The following is a 17,788-nucleotide window of genomic DNA, read 5'->3' as shown; positions in this document are numbered from 1 at the left end:
AAATAAACATACTAAGATTAGTAGTGCAGACCAAGGCATTGGTTCGCACTACTATTTTTTATATAGTAGAAGTGAAGAAAGGGTCGTGGGTGCTTTGGGATCTTGAATCCGTAAAATAAACTGACCTTCTTCACTTACCTTATTTGAATCAGTTTTTAGTATGTTGGTCCTCGAGATCGTGTATAAGAAATGGGAATCGATAAGTGTAAGTTGAAGACTTCAATTTCACCTAAGGAGGAACTTTATGGAACACGTAATTGCGTTTGACGTCAGTATGGGTAAAAGTTACATGGTAATTTATAATGCACAAAAACAATGTGTATTTGAAAGTGAAATCAAGCATTCTAAACCCGAATTCGAAAAGCTACAAGAAAAAATTCATGAACTTGCAGATAATACTGGTGAATTACCTGAAATTGTGTTCGAATCAACAGGTATCTATTCCAGGCAGCTAGAACGATTTATGCAAGATAACCAGTATACGTATTGTTTATTAAACCCATTAGAAGCCAAACTACAATGTGATTCCTTACGGATTCATAAGACCGACCGAAGCGACGCACATCGATTAGCTCTCACTCACTTCACAGTTACCCGAAGGGTATCTAATGGAACTATCAACTCATTCCATCAGCTAAAATCTCTTTCTAGATGGTATAGCGAATTGGACAGTGAATTATCGATAATTCGTGGTCGTATGCACAAAGTAATTCAATTAACTTTTCCTGAATTGGAAAGAATGTTTACCAGTAAATCTGATTTGTTTTTAAATTTTGTTCAACTATTCCCCCACCCAGATTGTGTTTTAGGTCTTTCAAAAACAATCATAAAAAATCGTATTCGTGCCAACACCAATAAAAAAATATCAAATATTACAGCCGAGAAAAAAGCGATTCAGATAATTGAAATAGCGAAAACTTCCTATCCGGCTGTTTCTGAGAACGATGTTCTTTGTGATCAACTCAAATTATATGCAAAGCGCTATCAAGAGCTTCTTCACCAAAAAGAATGCTGTATTAACAAGATGGTATATATAGCCGAGCAACGTGCAGAATACGGTATCATTCTCAGTCTTCCTGGGATTGGCCCGAATACTGCAGTACGCTTGATGGCTGAAATAGGAGATATTACTCGTTTTAACAATAACAAGCAGCTCAATGCATTTGCAGGTATTGATATACGCCGTTTTCAATCAGGTAAAACCTTTTATAAAGATAAAATTAACAAACGTGGAAATAAACATTTGCGGAAGCTCCTTTTTCTCATCATCCAGAACATGATTAAACAACGACGTTACGGACAAAATCACATTGTTGAGTATTACGATAAATTAAAAACGCAACCCTATAACAAATGTCATAAAGTTGCGTCCATTGCATGTGTAAATAAGTTCTTGAAACTTCTCTTTCACCTTATTACACATGATATACACTATGATTATCGGTTAACGGCCTAATATCATAGTTTCATTCATCATATCATATCTCACCCCTAGCAAAAAACGAGTATATATTAGGGGTCTTTGTTATGCATGATAATAAGTATATGTTTATTCTGATATTCACTCCAGTAAAAACCTAAAAATACAGGTTGACTAATCGTAAGAAAAAGCACCTGTGCTATACACAAAGTGCTTTTCTCTTGTCAATTTATCTATTTTTACTATATTTATCTATTTTCTTTTTATAACTCAAACTTCTTCGAATCGTACTTTTCTAGAGATTGCTACAATTCATTTTGTTCATATGGAATATGCTTATCTGTCTGTACATCTTCAGCATTTTCTCCACCTGTTAATAATCTCCTGTACTTAAAAGAGTTCCCTGTTAATACTGTTTTAATCATTTTGTATTGCCCTCCTTTTGTTTGATTACTTGTATCATAAAACAAGTATCTGAAGTTGATATGTAGTCTATCTAGAGTCTATGTAAATTTAAAAAATCTCTAACAAAATGTTTGTATTGTAACGTTACCACCAAAACTATTGCTCTTAACACCATAATTTGAAGAAACAGTACCCCATGTTCTAATCCTCAATTCCCCCTACAGCTCTATGTTGAGTAAAGCTAGTTAATCCCTATAATATAAAAAGAGCACCCGTTTTTGGATGCCCTTCGTTATAACTATATATTATTTAATTTTCTTCATTTGTTGGTACCATTTTTCCTTGTTGAGAATCCGTACCTGTACCTTCTGATTTTTCAACAGTTTTTGCATCTCCTTTAGATGCTGGCACTGCATCTTTAGGTACATCAAAGTTTTTTGAAGGAGACGTTGTTCCATCTGCACTCTGTGTAATTACTTGATTTGAACTATTTTCATTTGACTTTAAATTGTCCGTTTTTGCATCTCCTTTAGATGCTGGCACTGCATCTTTAGGTACATCAAAGTTTTTTGAGGGAGACGTTGTTCCATCTGCACTCTGTGTAATTACTTGATTTGAACTATTTTCATTTGATTTTAAATTGTCCGTTTTTCCATCTCCTTTAGATGCTAGTACTGCATCTTTAGGTACATCAAAGTTTTTTGAGAAAGACGTTGTTCCATCTGCACTCATTGTAACCCATTGATTCGAACTGTTTTCATTTGACTTTAAATTGTCCGTTTTCGCATCATCTGCACCTACTGCACCTCCCGCTACTAATCCTGTACTTAAAAGTGCTCCTGCTAATAATGTTTTAATCATTTTTCATTACCTCCTGTTTATTTGTAATATTCATCAAAAAAGTATCTAGAGTTAATGTTTTAGTCATTATCTTTATCTACTTGTTTTTTGATTACATTTAGCATAAGGCAAGAATTTATAGTTGATATGGACTGTATCTGGAGATTATGTAAAGAAAAATAGATGATTAATTGTATATCCTAATGGATGCTTAGACAAGATTAACATTTTATATGAGTTTGATAGTTGAATTACCCTTTGTTTTTGATCGTAAGGTTTATGGATGGGGTAAAGCCCATTGAGGACCTAATCTTTTCTAATTTGAAAGTAAACTTTTGGGTAAAAGTTTACTTTGTAGTTTTGAATCATTATAACTAATTTTGTAATAAATTTCTCAATATAGATATACTTGTTAATTATGGTTAATATATTCAGAATTAACGAAAAATAAATTATAATAAAATTATGATGGTTATCCTTTTGTTTACTCCTTGTGCTAAAGATAAGATCGTGTTCACCGATCTTATCTTTTTTTATTTGTGATTTTTCATATAAAAAAAGAATCCTTATTATAAGGATTCTGCAACAGGAAATTATCACCGATAAGCGCTCTCTTATTCTTCCTTCCACTCTAATGTATTCGATTAAAGATTACATAATTTCTATGGGAATTAGAGAATACTCTAAGATATTTGTATAAACAGATTAATATTTCCGGTTCTGGTGCAAATATATGAAGAAGAACACGGATACTAGTATCAGTACGTCCAAATTTTATAGATTTGTTACAATTATCTTGAAGTTTTTGCACCAAAACCCGTCTATCTAATAACAAATATTTTTGTATCTCCTCGTTATTTATTTCGTTCACTTTGTTCTAATTTTTCAACAATAGCTTCATAGAAGTTTCGCTCGTCATCCACATTTACATGGACACGATTCACTGTCTTAGAAAATCCATATAGTAGTTGTGCCTTTAACGGTTCTTTTAATTTTATTTCAAAAGTAGCTGGTTCCTTTATAAATTCCATTACCGTTGCTTCGAATACATCTTTTCTTTCTGCCTTATTTAACATTTCACCTTTATAAAAGGTGATTTCTTTTATTTGAGAAAATGGTACCACAATTTTCTTACCTAATCCAACTTGAATAATAATTTCTTGTTCTGACATAATATATGGATTTTTACGGATTGCTTGTATCTCAGCTAAAAAATATAAAATTCCATATATATTTAAAATGAGTAAAATCCAAGCTAAAACTGGATTCCATTGATGAAGTAAATAATGAAATCCAATTGATTCAATTAATGTTGCATGAATCAGCATAATATAAAGTGGGATTGCCCCAGTCTTTTTATGATATGAAAAAACGTGCGGACTCTCTGAAAACTTTTTACGCCAAGAAAATAAAGCATAGTAAAATAATTTACATTCTGAGGCGATCACGTTTACGATATTATTTCTTTTTAATGTCGCATCAAATGCCTTATCAAGTGCAAAGGAGAATGATGGATATTCTTTCTTATATTGTTTATAACATCGTATAATCTTAGGTAATGCTCTAACAATCTTGTACAGAATAAACAACTCTATACTTAAAAATGCAATTTCTCCTGCAATTAAAATGTAAGAAACAAATGAAAATGAATGTAAGTACTCGCTTGGAATAATAAATCTTGCGGCGATATAGCCTGCAATTATAACCGGAAATATATAGGTTAACGAATAGCGTTTACGTAAAATAAAAATATACGTAATGATTGGTATGACAATAAGAAAATCTAACAAAGATCCTAGTACCATTTCCTTCGTTACAGCGGGTACAATGGGAAGTGTATATGCTAGATAATTCGAAAGTACAATTAAAGCTATAAAACAAATCCCCATATGATTCCTTTTACTTGAAATAGATCCACTCATATGATCCCACCTTTTTATTTAAAAACCTTATGAAGATGATCCTTATAAAATAGAATAGCTTTTTCATATTCTATTACATTTCCTAGTTTCCAATAGTTTACTTTTTCAAATTCTTAATTATTTAACAATTGGAACTTTTAACCGAAATCTTTCTGTTTACTAATAAAATCTCTAACTTTTTTACCAACTATAGTGGGGAGTTGCATCCAAACATATGCATGAACAGAAGCTTCAATTAATTCAACTTCAAATAAATCTAATAATTTTGTGAAGGCGTTAAAACTGTTTCTAATCTTTTCGTTATCCCATTCTTCCTCACTTGGCAAAAATAAAATAGGACATTCTATGTTTTCGTAGTATTTTTCGAATTTGACATCCCAGTATTTTTGAATATATTCATTTCTAACAGAGTTTTGATAGTGGCTGGTAAAATGGCCATTTTCGGTCTCTTGTATCGTGCTTTGTAGGAAAGTAGAAAAATATTCGTTCCAAAGCCCTTGTTGTTTAAAAGATGATTTATGTGCCTCCATATATTCAAAAGATGTATTAAATAATTGAAGCTTTCTTTCAGATAATTGAATTCGCAATTTTTCTTTTTCTTTCTCAATTTCTTCCACACTGCCGTTAAACAACCCATATTCCCCAAATTCATTATAAAGTGCGCCTTCACAAACTAATGATAATACTAATTCTGGATGAGACACAGCTAGGCTCAAGCCAACCTCTGCACCTAACGAGCTACCTACAACATGACATTCTTGAATATCTAATTCTTGAAGCAAAAGATACATATCATGCGCCATGTCATCAATATGATATCCAGTCTCTGGTTTATCTGATTTTCCGTGTCCACGGAAGTCAGGGATAATAACTGTAAAATCCTTTTCAAAAATAGGTAAAACACCATGCCACATGTTCAACGTTCCTCCACTAAAATGAAGAAATAAAATCGCAGGCTTTTTCTCTAATGAATATTTAACATTAATACCTATTGTATTCTTCAGTTTAACAATAGTTTCAATCATGTAAATTCTCTCCTCAAAGTTTATAACCTATAATAGCTCCAATTTATATTTCCTATACCACACATTTAACGAAACTTACAGATTTCTCTTTAAAAATAAATCCAACTTAACATTTATATGAATATACAAATTTATTTTTAAAAATCTTTGCAACAGAATCATGAAAAGTCATATTGTTTAAATAACCGGTTAATAAGTCTTTCCATTGTAATATATATTTAAAACCGGTTCTTCTTTAATTACTTATTGACGTTCTGCTGTTTGTACTTCGGTACCATCGATAATTTTTATTAAATCCTTACTGCCTTCTGTCGTAAAATCAACATCTATTGATAATCCTCTTATGAAGAAATTTTTCTCTGTTTTTGCGTGCAGTTCGAGTTTCATTGAACCAGGCATTTTGATAAACAATCTGTTATTTTCTAATAAAACATTAATGATCAAATCTGGATGTTCTATTAGGGCATAATTACCGACGTGACGCTTTAAAATATTTTCTGGTAAAACATAAGCATGTTCTAATCGAGGTTTTCCCTTAGCAATTTCATACGGTAAATCAAAAGCAGCTTGCTCAATCGCATGTAAGATATGTTGTTCAAAATCGAAATCTTGTTCCTTGTTTCTTAATACGATAATTACAATATCATGATCTATGAAGCGTTTAAGGCTAGTTGCGTATCCTGGCCAACCTCCACTATGCCAAATAATTTGACCTTTTTCTTCATCCTCCTCTATAATCCAGCCAAATCCATATTTAAATGGTATATAAGTCTCTGTTTTTGCTGGTGTATAAGCTGCTCTTAGTAATTCATCATTGATGAGAGCACCTGTGCTTAGTGCACGCTCATAAAGGTATAAATCATCAACTGTTGATTGAATACCACCATCACCAAGCATTCCATCTAAATAGACAACCATTTTTGACTCCTCACAATCATCTGCTAAAACATACTTACCTGCATATACATCGTAGACATAACCGTATGCATAATCTTCAATTTCTATATTTTCTTTTCTTACGCCAATAGCTTTAGTACGAGTCATTTTAAGTGGTTTAAAAATATTCTCTTGTAAAAAATCATCAAAATCCATGTCTGTTATTCGTTCAACGATGAGTGCGAGTAAAATAAAACCAGTATTGCTATATTCAACTCGCCCATTTGGTGCAAATAGATGCTCAGGTTTGTATTTGATTAAATACATGAGTAGGTCATCATTGTCAGCGATTTTTGTTTTATCCCAGTACATCTCAAATAGATCTAAATAATCAGGAAGTCCACTCGTGTGGTTAAGTAAATGTCTAATCGTAATGCCCTCATAGGGAAGATCAGGTATCCATTTATTCAAATAATCATCAAGACTTAATTTACCTTCTTGAACAAGTAATAAAATTGCGGTCGCTGTAATTGGCTTTGAAATGGATGCAAGATTGAAAACAGATCGTGATGTTAATGGACGATTTGTTGACATGTCAGCAGCACCGAAAGCACCTTCGTAAAGAACCTCGCCTTTTTTAGCGACAAGAACTGTACCATTTAATAATTGTTTTTCTTTAATATAATCGAATAAATTTTCTAAGTTAGCTTTTATGTCTGTCATGATTAGTTTCCTCCCCATCATGTTTTATACATTTTTTTCAACGATTTCACTTAGTTTTGCAAGAATTCTTTTAAGTTCTCCTATTTCACTCAATTCCATTTGCGAATAAAAACGATTAATAATTTCACCATTTATTTTTTCTTCCTTTTCAAAATATCGAATTCCTTTATCTGCTAGTTGTATAAGTATTTCGCGTCTATTTTTCGGAGTAATCAGTGAATCAATCATCTCTATTAATTAATCCCTTGTAATATTTGATATCTTACTTTTTGCGACTCGAACAAGTATGGCACAAAAAATGAACTATATATTCGGGAATTAGGATGTTTTCGTTTACAAGACTTTAAGTCTATTCAAGAGAAGCAAGGATATTATTTATCACGTCTTAAGTTACCAACTAAAATATATAGAAAAGAATTCGAAACAGTGGTATTTAAAACAAAATCCGCTCAATTGAGACCGGTATATATACAAATTCAGTTGGAAGACATCATGAAACAATTACAACCTGACCAAGTGTATGAATTACATGATGTATATGTAGGGAGTAAAGACAAACTGCCTACTCGCATTGTGTTTACAGATGTACGGGGGAACAAAAACGGAAACCAAGCTATTCGCGAAAAGAAAAAAGAAATTACATATACAGAGCGAACGAAAATCTCATCGATACGAGAGAAAGACAGTCTTTGATATTTTTGGTGTTTTTTATGAATATGCCACTTCTACTCACCAAGTAGCATAGTAAAAAAATTGATACCCGTCAGGGTTTATTTGATATTCCTACTTTTATAGCATCTATAAAAGATAATTAAAAACTAAGTGGAAAGACCGCATTTTGTACAAAAATTTACTTTAAGTTGATGGATGTGGGGTAGCTCCACATCGCCATAAAGCTAGTATTTTGAAGTACCCCAAAAACGAAAATTTTATATCTTTGCAGATATTTATGAGAATTATTCACGTTTTTCTGTTTCGGGAACCCGTAGTTTCCTTAGCTTGATAGCGATGTGATAGCACCTCAACTTGTAAATCTTTTATTTCAATTATTGTATATTGGCAAGTTATCGGCTTATTATTAGATTCTTTAAAAATATATCTTTCGTTATGTAGAAAGAATGCATGCCTTCAAACTCTTTAAATTCTTCATTCAGATTTTGAACTTCTTCTTTAAATTGAAATCCAAGTTTCTCTACAACTTTAATGGATGCTTTATTTTCAGGAAAAACAACAGCAACGATACGTTCTATTCCTATTTTCAAAAAAACGTACTGTAAAAGTGCGTATGTGGCTTCAGTTGCATATCCCTTTTTCCATTTTTCATAAGATAAGGCATAATACATTTCTGTAGAAGTAAGTTCAAAATCTAAAGGACCTAAACCGCAATACCCTATAAACTTTTGAGAGGATTTTTCAAAAATAGAAAGGTTAAATTTAACAATATTACTTACCGTGTTCTTTTTGTTCATCTCCATGCTCCATAGAATTATATCTTGTATTTCCTCTAATGAATATACAGGAGATGGCATAAAACGCTTTGCTTCAGGATGTTTTTGTAATTCATATAAATGTTCTGCATCAGATATGTGATAAGGTTTTATTAATAATCTTTCTGTTTCAATATGAGCATTTACAAACATGTTGCACCTCTTTATATAGTAATATTATATTTTTTACAGCCGCTATTAACAAAAAGCGCTCTCTTATTCCTCCGTCCACTCTGATATATTCGATTAAAAATTCATAATTCCTATGGAATTTAGATAGAAACCTAAAACGTTTATATAAACAGATAATCATATCTGTATTTTCCCCTCTGGATTAGGGGTCACCATACATGCTCATCAAGCAAATATTTTACAGTACTCCCATAACGAAAATTTTATATCTTTGCAGATATTTATGATAATTAATCTCGTTTTTCTGTTTCGGGAATTAGCAGTTCTCTTAACTTGATAAGTATGCGTCAGGATTCCTTATAAAGAAAAATAGTAACCCCTCAAATTCTTGAAATTCCACATCTAAGTTTTGAACTTTATATTTAAATTGAAACCCAAGTTTTTCTAATATGTGGATAGAGGCCAAATTTTCTGGAAATACAGTAGTAACAATGTTTTCAATCCGAAAAACTGAGAAAGCATATTTTAAAAGAGCTTTTGTAGCTTCTGTAGCAAATCCCCTTCCCCACATATCATGTGATAATGCATAATATACTTCTGTTAATGATGGAGCAAAATCTAGCGGTCCTAATCCACAATAACCGATTACTTTTTGAGAAGTTTTTTCTATTATGGCAAGATTGAATTTTACAATGCTATCTACTGTATTTTTTTTATTCGAATCAATGCTCCACTGAATAATATTTTTCATTTCTTCCAGAGAATAAATTGGATCTGAAATATATTGATGTACCTCAGGATTCTTTTGTATTTCATATAAATAGTCTAAATCATCGATTTGATAGGGTCTAATTAATAATCTCTCAGTTTCAATACAAGCATTAGTAAACATAACATACCTCTCTTATCTTAATTATTTAGAACATAATTAAAAATCAAGTAAAAATGAATTAATTCAAAAAGTACATAAAACTTATCTTTAATTTTATATTATTAGAAAAAATTATTTTGCAATGCCTTCATACATCTGCATTTATCCATTTTTCCACAAAAATTAATCTATAAGCTTCAATGCTATCATCCTCATTTGAGTTCTGTTACAAAGTTTTCTAAACTACGCTAAACTCTGTAAAAAACCGAGGAAAATGACTGATGAGATATTTTAAAGAGAAACAGTTCAAGAAAGATATTATTTTGATAGCCGTTGGCTACTATTTGCGGTTTTCTTTAAGTTAATGTGTCTGAAACCCTGAGGGAGCATGGTATTTCTGTCCATCCTACGCTGGGTACATGAATATGGCGATCTTATATACCGAATTTGGAAAAAGAAAAACAAAAAAATACTGTTATCTTGGCGTTTGGATGAAACCTATATTAAAGTCAAAGGAACGTGGTGTTATTTATATTGTGCCATTGACAAAAATGGGAAAACGCTTGGTGTTCTACTTCGTAAGAAACGAAATAAACAAGCCGCATATGCTTTTATTAAAAGACTTGTTCAGATTTGTGGAGAACCAACGGTTCTTACTACAGATAAGGCTCCTTCTCTAGATTCCGCCTTTAAAAAATTAAGGAAGATAGGCCTTTACAAAAATAACTTTCATCGTACAACAAAGTACCTTAATAATATCATTGTGCAAGATCATCGAAACGTGAAGTGCCATTTTACTCGTTCCTTAGGCTTTCAAATTCTTCACCATGCCTCTCGTACGATAATCGGTCTAAAAAATGTTCATGCAATACACAAACAAAGACAAAGTCCTCAACTAGACTCCGTCTTTTCAGCGTATAACGGATTACAAGAATTATTGACGTTTGCATAAAATCTGATTACAATATTCTAGATAATTTCCGTCTCAGCTAACTTCGCACCAGAGCCTTCGAGGGTTATTTGTTTCGAAATCTTCACAGTTATCTTTCTTGGTTATCATAATATGTTTTATCCGCATACTTTTTATCATTTCCTTTTAGATAAGCTAATATTATTTTTGGGTGTTTTAGTAAAGCCCAGTCTCCATATTTATCAAACCTTCTGCATGAAGTTATCATTCCATTTTTTATTGTACCGTATTTCTTATCACTTTTCTTACCCCATTCTTTTAACCGTTTAGCGAAATCGGCATCTTCCGCCATAAGCATATTTTCATTAAATCCTTTGATTGCTATAAAGTCCTTTTTATAGCACCAAAAAACCCCTACAGATATAGCTCCATACTTAAAGTATAAGGGGACAATTATTAACATTGCAGAAACAATTATTCCTAAAGATATTCTTTCAAACTTCCCGTTTACGCCGCCGCCATTGTATTTCCCTGAAGCTAAATATTTGTCTACATTAGACAGCATAGTCTCGGTCATCTGGGTATCAGCGTCTATAGTGATGATTATTTCCCCACTCGCTATTTCGGCTCCTGCATTTCGGATTTTGGATAAGTTTTTATCGTTATTTTTTAATGTAATACAGTTATACAACTGTGCTATTTCCTCTGTTTTATCTGTGCAACGATTTAATACAACTATTACTTCAATCGCGTTTGTATATGCTTTTGATGCCTCTACAATTGAATCCAAACATTTTCTAATGTACTTTTCTTCATTATGTGCAGGGATTATAATGGAAAACTTTATATTCTTTTTAAGTTCATCTTCTGAAGATTCGTTTGTTTTTGTCATACTTTCTCTCCCCTTTATAAAATAACTTTCTACTATCATCACCCTAATTTCCTTAGAAACGTTTTACTTGTTATGTATTCTATGTTTTATTTAAAAAATCTTCTGAAAATCAGTACGTTTATATATTTTTACAGTTAAAAGGTAAGAACCGATAAACATAAGAATAATAACGATTGAAGCAAGTATCATTAATTCATTACTAGAAAATTGTGTGGTAACTCTATGAATAAGATTTGAGAGATTAATGTATGTAGTTATTTTCTCCCATACAAAAATAACTACAATAAATGCAAGGCTGCCTTCAGATAACAAATATTTATTTGTGAAGCGATAGAAAAACGGTAAGTAGATAGATGTAAAAAACATGACAGTGAGAACGGTAATCCAAATTGTTTGTAGTGTTGCAATTTCAACTCCACATGTCGGAGATATAAATTGGATTACTGCCTGAATCAATAAAGTGTATAAAAATGCTACAATTGCAAATATCATTGCACTGTTATATTTTGATATGATTATAGAATTCTGACTATATGGCAAGCTGTTTATAAATTTATGGCTATTGTTTTCCCATCATAGTAATGTGTATTAATCATATAAGAACCAGCAATAAAAATAACCTTTAATCCAAACTAGCAAATAAGGTTTGTACTTCGCTATCTTCCCAGTTTAAGTCTCTCGATACATTATCAAGTTCTTTAGGATAAGGGATAATTTTGTCTAAATTATAAGAAAATCTAGCAAGAGAAGGACTTGATAATTTATTTTTCGATCCCATTAAAACACTATTACTTGTACTTTTCTCCACGTTATCATTTGCAGGATTTGTTTCAGCTTAGGCAACACTAATAGAACTAGAAATTATGAAAATAGACAATGCTGTGGGGATCAACCTTTTAAACAAATTCATATTCAAACTCCTTTCCATATCCAGTTTAATTTAGGGGTATTACAAAGTGTTTAGTCGAAAAATTGGTAAATACACCTCGTTTCGCAAACCCTTTCATAATCAACCCTAAGGTAGATAAGCTTAGATTATCTACCCCAAATATTATCGGATAATGTAAATAGTTATCGAGTTAATTATTTTTCACCTCTTTAATCATTTCCGTACCCCTAAACTCAGTTATATCACCGAAAACACATGCTATAACTAGATCTTATGAGCTTAATGTTTTGTAAATTATGTAAAATCCAATTTGAAATCTTAAGCTGATGGATGTGTGGGGTTGTCCCCCTAATCAGCCCAAGAGCCATACATAAAAATTTTATACGTCGTGCAAGACATTATATCCAATCTGCCGGACCGTGACTTTGAAATATAGAAACTAACAAGGGATAATAGTATCCCTTGTTTGTTAATTAATAAATTCAAAAAGTTTTGAACCTTTTGTTCCTCTGGGCAAGTTTTATTTATAAAATTGATTGATAGAATTGATAACACTAGTATCAAAAATGTGAGATCTTTCTGCTCCATAGTAGCTAATAGGATAATACCCCACAAATGTTTTAAAAGCATCTACATATTGTTGATAGCGTTGTTGAAAAACGACCGCACTTAAATTATTGGCAGAGTCGCCCCAATTAACCTTACCATCAATTTCCATTTGAGCTCCAATACGGGTTTTAATACCACTTAATTTAATTGCTGCAGGCTTTCCATCACGGAAAGTTACTTGCTGTTGATCTATGCTGTGTTTTACGCCTTGTAAATTCGCAAGAGGAGCTTTATTGTAAGGTCCCGTTCCATTGAAATAGTAGTTAGGTTGTAACAGAACTTCATCAAAAATATTTGTCCTATTTGTTACATAACCTACACGTTTAATTGTATCAGCTGCAATGCCTTCAGCATTAGAATAGGTTGGTACCCATATGAAATTATAAGGTTTTGATAAGGAGTTTTTAACATACTGTGATAAATCTGAAGCTAATTTAACTGACGAATTGTTCGTGAGATTATTATAGTCGAATGACGAGCCTGGGTTGTTATACATATACTCGCAGTTATAATAAAATCCTTTTACGGATTTCCCAAGTTCTTTGTCTACCTGGTTAATAAAGCTTTGAAGCTTCGGATATAGGGTCTTAAATGGAGCACTTGCATGATTCAGACCTGGTAACCCAATAATAACAGGTTTAGGGTTTTTAGAATTATTAATAGTGTTCACAGTATCTTTTATATATGATAAGGCCCTAGAATAAGAATTATTAGACCCATCAGTATATATTTCCCAGTGCGGGGTAGGTAAGATGACAAATTCATCAACATTTGTAAATTTTTCAATATCCTGAGTGGTGAATTGAGGATATTTTTTCCCATTTTTTGTCTCACCTACATAAAGGAATACACGCTTTGAATTCGAAGCTGCTTGTACATCTGTAGAACCCAAAAAAGTGAAACTAGTGATGCTTAATACAAGCATCATAATTAACGATAAGATCTTTTTAATTGGTTTCATAGATACCCCTCCTTTAATTTTGATAATATGTTTTAATATTGAAATTCAAGATTATTGTATCAGAGAAAAAATAGTAATTTTGTCATAATTTTTAAAATGTAAAATAATTTTGTCGATTTGTAAAAAGTAGGAGTATTGATATTGCAATATTAAGAGTTGCTTCTATTGCTATACAGTCCCCATCGCCATCAAGCTAAAATTTTATGGTATCCCCAGAACGAGATTTTTTGCTAATTTGTAACAAAAAAGCTTATTTTGGGGTATTTCTTAATTCTTAGGTTGATGGGCATGCGGCTGTACTCCAATAAAACCCTGTATTATTTTTCTTAAGCAGTGATTCTACATAAATTTCAAACTATATATTTTTCATTTATATACCTCCTAATCTACAACTAATCTTTAGTTCATACTTATATATTAGACTATTATTCTTTCATCTCACTTTCATTTATCTTACAATAACCTTAAATATCTTTTTGTAGATATTGGTTATTTTGCAATGAAGGTGGTAAGGGATATGAAAAAAACTATATTAATAGTTGATGACGAAACAGATATTATCGAACTATTAAAACTCTTTTTAGAAATAGAAGGTTTTCTTGTTTTAGAGGCTTCGGATGGTGAAGCAGCTTTAAAATATGTGAAGGAAAATCATATTGATTTAGCTATTGTTGATATTATGATGCCTAAAATGGATGGCTATCAATTAATTAAAAAGGTTCGTGAAACGTTGAAATTCCCAGTTCTTATATTATCAGCCAAAACACAAGAAATAGATAAAATTATGGGATTAGGACTTGGAGCGGATGATTTTATTGTTAAGCCTTTTAGCCCTTTAGAAATTATTGCAAGGGTTCAAGCACATCTTAGAAGAACCTATGAATTTAATAAGAATACTTTAGAAAGCACGGTTAATCAGATACATATTGGTAATTTAATATTAGATCATCATTCTTGCATGCTCTATAAATATAATAAGTCAATTACTCTCAGTGCCATAGAATATAAACTGTTGACACTTTTTATGGAAGATCCCGGGAAAATATTTACCAAAAAACAAATTTTTGAAAGAGTATGGTCTGATCATTATTATTCAGATGATAATGCTATTATGGTGCATATTAGTAGACTACGCGAAAAATTAGAGGACTCCCCCAGAAATCCAGTATATATAAAAACTATACGAGGACTAGGATATCGCTTTGCAAGAAGGGATGAACTTTATGAAGGATAAGGTTCTATATATTCTAATTAAAAATTACGTTATATTTGCATTGATAATTGGATGCACCGTGATAATTTTATTTTTACTTTTGAACTATCATTTGGAAAAGCAATTGGGAACACTACAAAACTTAAAAGCAAGTGAAGTAGTACGTGAAGACTTTAAAGCTATAAACTCCAAAACAATAGAATCCTTTGGTGGCTGGGTAGAAATTCTTGATGAGAATCTGCAAATTATCTACACTAAAGGGGAAAAAAATGATGATGTTTCATTCTATTCATCAAAAGAATTTACTGCTTTATTTTTTGATGATTCTAAGCTTCCTTATTATTCTTCTGTATCATCATTTTTAACGAAAAAAGGGGATACATATTATTGTCTTGTCAAAATCCCTAAACAAAAATTACAGTATAAGTATGCTTTTTCTGATGAAAATGAGGAATACTTATATATTTTTTTTAAGATATTAGTTCTTATTGCAGTTTTATTTTTCATTCTTTTTTTTATCAATGTATATATGTTTAGTAGGCGAATTGCTATGAAAATAACAAAGCCTTTGGGTCAATTAGTAAAGGGATTTGAGCAAATTGCTAGTGGGAAATATGATAAAAGATTGAACTATAAAGCAAATTTTGAATTAATGCAAATACAGGATTCTTTTAATCTCATGTCGGAAAGACTCGATAAAATAGAAAAAGAAAAGAAGAAATTAGAAGAAAACAAACAGAGAATGCTTGTAGATTTATCTCATGATTTAAGGACACCGATTACAACAGTTCAAGGATATATCGAGGCGTTACAACTAGGGATAATTACAGAAGAAAGTAAAAAAGAAAAAACATTAAATATTATATACAATAAAATTCGAATTATTGCATTATTAACTGAAGATATTTTTGAACTGTCTAAATTAGAACGTTCCGATTATCCTTTTGAAGTAACTCCTACAGATATGTCTGAATTTATTCGCGAATTAATAGTAGAATATTATGACTTATTCCAAAATAAGCAATTCATATTTCAATATCAAATTCCTTCAAAAGATGTAGTTATTCCAGTTAACAAAAAACTATTATATCGTGCTGTATCTAACCTAATATCTAATACTTTACAATACAACAAGGCAGGTACAACTGTTTTTGTATCGTTAATTGAAGATGAAAATAAAGTATATATAGACATTATAGATAATGGTATTGGCATTCCAAAAGATATGGTGAAAAGTATTTTTGATGCATTTGTCCGAGTAGATAGTTCTCGAACAAATGATGGGGGTTCTGGCCTTGGACTGACTATTGCAAAACACATAGTAGAAAAACATGGGGGAGATATATGTTTAGACAGCAAAAAAGGAAAAACGCATTTTCGTATTTCTTTGTTTAAAGCAAATGAAGTATGAGATTGCACAAGAATTTGGTGTATAGCTTGGCGGTAGATTTACTCATTAATTTTACCCGAGACATAAAAGCAACATGAAGTAATAATATATGTTTTTTCCTGTATTGAGTTTATGGATATTTAGACACTTGCACAAAAGGCATCCAAATAGGATGCTTTTTGTGTTATATAAAAATTGCATAATAAACGATAAAATAAAAAAAGATACTTAAGGTGGCTCTGGTGCAAAGATTGTATTTATTTGAAAGAGGTATATAGATTCCTAATGGAATCTATTCTTATGCAGCCATTCCGAATAGTTGATGAATAAACTTCATTTCATTTTGGACAGACTTGTCCCGTAAAATCAGTTGGCCTTTTTTAATGATATGCATCGCTTCTATTCCTGAAAGAATAGATTTAGCTGTATGAAAAGATTTCATTCCTAACATTGAACGAACCCTCTTTTTAATAAAACAATGATCTTGTTCTACAATATTATTCAGGTATTTTACCTGCTTTATTTGGATGCCTACAGGCATCTTTTTCTCTGTCTTCAACTCTTCAATCGCTATAGGATAGGCCGGGTTTTTGTCTACTGTAATCACACGGGGCTTTGAAACATGAAAAGACTGCAAAGCTTTCTTGAAAAAACGCTTTGCAGCCCTATGATTTCTTGTTTTGCTTAAATGAAAATCAATTGTATTTCCATTTGAATCAACAGCAGGATATAGGTACATCCATTGACCTTTAACTTTCACATACGTCTCATCGCCTCGCCAAGAATCATTGGTTGACTTAAGATGACGTCGTATTCGCTTATCTAATTCGGGACCATATTGATGAACCCATCGCATGATAGTTGTATGAGCAAGGGATAGCCCACGTTCCTCCATCATTTCGACTAAATCACGAAAACTAAGGTTGTACCGTAGGTACCATCTCACGGTTAATAAAATAATATCCGATTGATAATATTTCTACTTGAATAAGTTTTCCTTTTCCATACTGATCACGTCCTTTTTAGAGTACTAGTATCAGTATTTCCAAATTTCAAAGATTAATTACATAAGTCTTATAGTTTTTGCACCAGAACCTCCCTTGCCACTTTCATTGTAAAATATCCAATATCTACAAAAAGATATTTAAGGTTATTGTAAGATAAATGAAAGTGAGATGAAAGAATAATAGTCTAATATATAAGTATGAACTAAAGATTAGTTG

General features: G+C 31.6%; 14 protein-coding genes and 3 pseudogenes. 5 read left to right on the top strand and 12 right to left on the bottom strand.

Going from position 1 to position 17,788, the window contains the following annotated elements:
- The first annotated feature begins 244 nt into the window (after positions 1 to 244).
- Complete coding sequence (locus ACTJJY_RS30600) at positions 245 to 1,456, top strand: IS110 family transposase (protein WP_440605350.1); 1,212 nt, start codon at positions 245 to 247, stop codon at positions 1,454 to 1,456.
- Positions 1,457 to 2,143: 687 nt separating this feature from the next.
- Here ACTJJY_RS30600 and ACTJJY_RS30595 read toward each other — a convergent pair.
- The 5 genes and pseudogenes from ACTJJY_RS30595 to ACTJJY_RS30575 form a co-directional block, all read right to left on the bottom strand.
- Positions 2,144 to 2,368: pseudogene (locus tag ACTJJY_RS30595) on the bottom strand (alpha-ketoglutarate permease); the annotation flags it as partial.
- 1,151 nt (positions 2,369 to 3,519) lie between these two features.
- Positions 3,520 to 4,587: a hypothetical protein gene (locus ACTJJY_RS30590; protein WP_440607349.1), complete on the bottom strand. Its 1,068-nt coding sequence runs from the start codon at positions 4,585 to 4,587 to the stop codon at positions 3,520 to 3,522.
- 137 nt (positions 4,588 to 4,724) lie between these two features.
- On the bottom strand, positions 4,725 to 5,612 hold the full coding sequence (locus ACTJJY_RS30585) for an alpha/beta fold hydrolase (RefSeq protein ID WP_440607348.1): 888 nt from the start codon (positions 5,610 to 5,612) through the stop codon (positions 4,725 to 4,727).
- Positions 5,613 to 5,855: 243 nt separating this feature from the next.
- Positions 5,856 to 7,211, bottom strand: a complete 1,356-nt coding sequence (locus ACTJJY_RS30580) for a serine hydrolase domain-containing protein (RefSeq protein WP_440607347.1) — start codon at positions 7,209 to 7,211, stop codon at positions 5,856 to 5,858.
- Between the two features lie 24 nt (positions 7,212 to 7,235).
- A complete protein-coding gene (locus tag ACTJJY_RS30575) occupies positions 7,236 to 7,439 on the bottom strand; it encodes a hypothetical protein (RefSeq protein ID WP_440607346.1) in 204 nt (67 codons plus the stop codon).
- Between the two features lie 66 nt (positions 7,440 to 7,505).
- Between ACTJJY_RS30575 and ACTJJY_RS30570 the strand changes: the two are divergent.
- Positions 7,506 to 7,874: pseudogene (locus ACTJJY_RS30570) on the top strand (IS4 family transposase); the annotation flags it as partial.
- A 401-nt stretch (positions 7,875 to 8,275) separates the two neighbouring features.
- Here the strand turns inward: ACTJJY_RS30570 and ACTJJY_RS30565 are convergent.
- A complete protein-coding gene (locus ACTJJY_RS30565; protein ID WP_440607345.1) occupies positions 8,276 to 8,851 on the bottom strand; it encodes a GNAT family N-acetyltransferase in 576 nt (191 codons plus the stop codon).
- A gap of 307 nt (positions 8,852 to 9,158) precedes the next feature.
- Positions 9,159 to 9,722: a GNAT family N-acetyltransferase gene (locus ACTJJY_RS30560; protein ID WP_440607344.1), complete on the bottom strand. Its 564-nt coding sequence runs from the start codon at positions 9,720 to 9,722 to the stop codon at positions 9,159 to 9,161.
- Positions 9,723 to 9,982: 260 nt separating this feature from the next.
- Here ACTJJY_RS30560 and ACTJJY_RS30555 point away from each other — a divergent pair.
- Positions 9,983 to 10,653, top strand: a pseudogene (locus ACTJJY_RS30555) (IS6 family transposase).
- Positions 10,654 to 10,741: 88 nt separating this feature from the next.
- Here the strand turns inward: ACTJJY_RS30555 and ACTJJY_RS30550 are convergent.
- The 4 genes from ACTJJY_RS30550 to ACTJJY_RS30535 form a co-directional block, all read right to left on the bottom strand.
- Positions 10,742 to 11,503, bottom strand: coding sequence for a glycosyltransferase (locus ACTJJY_RS30550; RefSeq protein ID WP_440607343.1), 762 nt, complete (start codon positions 11,501 to 11,503; stop codon positions 10,742 to 10,744).
- Between the two features lie 90 nt (positions 11,504 to 11,593).
- Entirely contained in the window at positions 11,594 to 12,043 is a 450-nt protein-coding gene (locus tag ACTJJY_RS30545) for an ABC-2 transporter permease (RefSeq protein ID WP_440607342.1), read from the bottom strand.
- Positions 12,044 to 12,125: 82 nt separating this feature from the next.
- The gene (locus tag ACTJJY_RS30540; protein ID WP_440607341.1) at positions 12,126 to 12,281 is read right to left on the bottom strand and encodes a hypothetical protein; all 156 of its coding nucleotides are present in this window, start codon (positions 12,279 to 12,281) and stop codon (positions 12,126 to 12,128) included.
- Between the two features lie 631 nt (positions 12,282 to 12,912).
- Entirely contained in the window at positions 12,913 to 13,962 is a 1,050-nt protein-coding gene (locus ACTJJY_RS30535; RefSeq protein WP_440607340.1) for a hypothetical protein, read from the bottom strand.
- Between the two features lie 517 nt (positions 13,963 to 14,479).
- Between ACTJJY_RS30535 and ACTJJY_RS30530 the strand changes: the two genes are divergently transcribed.
- Both ACTJJY_RS30530 and ACTJJY_RS30525 read left to right on the top strand, forming a co-directional pair.
- Positions 14,480 to 15,196, top strand: a complete 717-nt coding sequence (locus tag ACTJJY_RS30530) for a response regulator transcription factor (protein ID WP_440607339.1) — start codon at positions 14,480 to 14,482, stop codon at positions 15,194 to 15,196.
- A complete protein-coding gene (locus tag ACTJJY_RS30525) occupies positions 15,186 to 16,586 on the top strand; it encodes a HAMP domain-containing sensor histidine kinase (RefSeq protein WP_440607338.1) in 1,401 nt (466 codons plus the stop codon). Before ACTJJY_RS30530 ends, ACTJJY_RS30525 begins: the two co-directional genes overlap by 11 nt.
- Before the next feature lie 277 nt (positions 16,587 to 16,863).
- Here the strand turns inward: ACTJJY_RS30525 and ACTJJY_RS30520 are convergent, their stop codons facing one another.
- Positions 16,864 to 17,526 carry an IS6 family transposase gene (locus ACTJJY_RS30520; RefSeq protein WP_440607350.1) on the bottom strand — a complete coding sequence of 221 codons (663 nt, stop codon included), beginning with the start codon at positions 17,524 to 17,526 and terminating at the stop codon, positions 16,864 to 16,866.
- Between the last annotated feature and the right edge of the window lie 262 nt (positions 17,527 to 17,788).

It is taken from the genome of Bacillus sp. 22475, from assembly GCF_052044835.1.
GTDB lineage: Bacteria > Bacillota > Bacilli > Bacillales > Bacillaceae_G > Bacillus_A > Bacillus_A cereus.
This window is presented reverse-complemented; position numbering and strand designations above follow the sequence as displayed.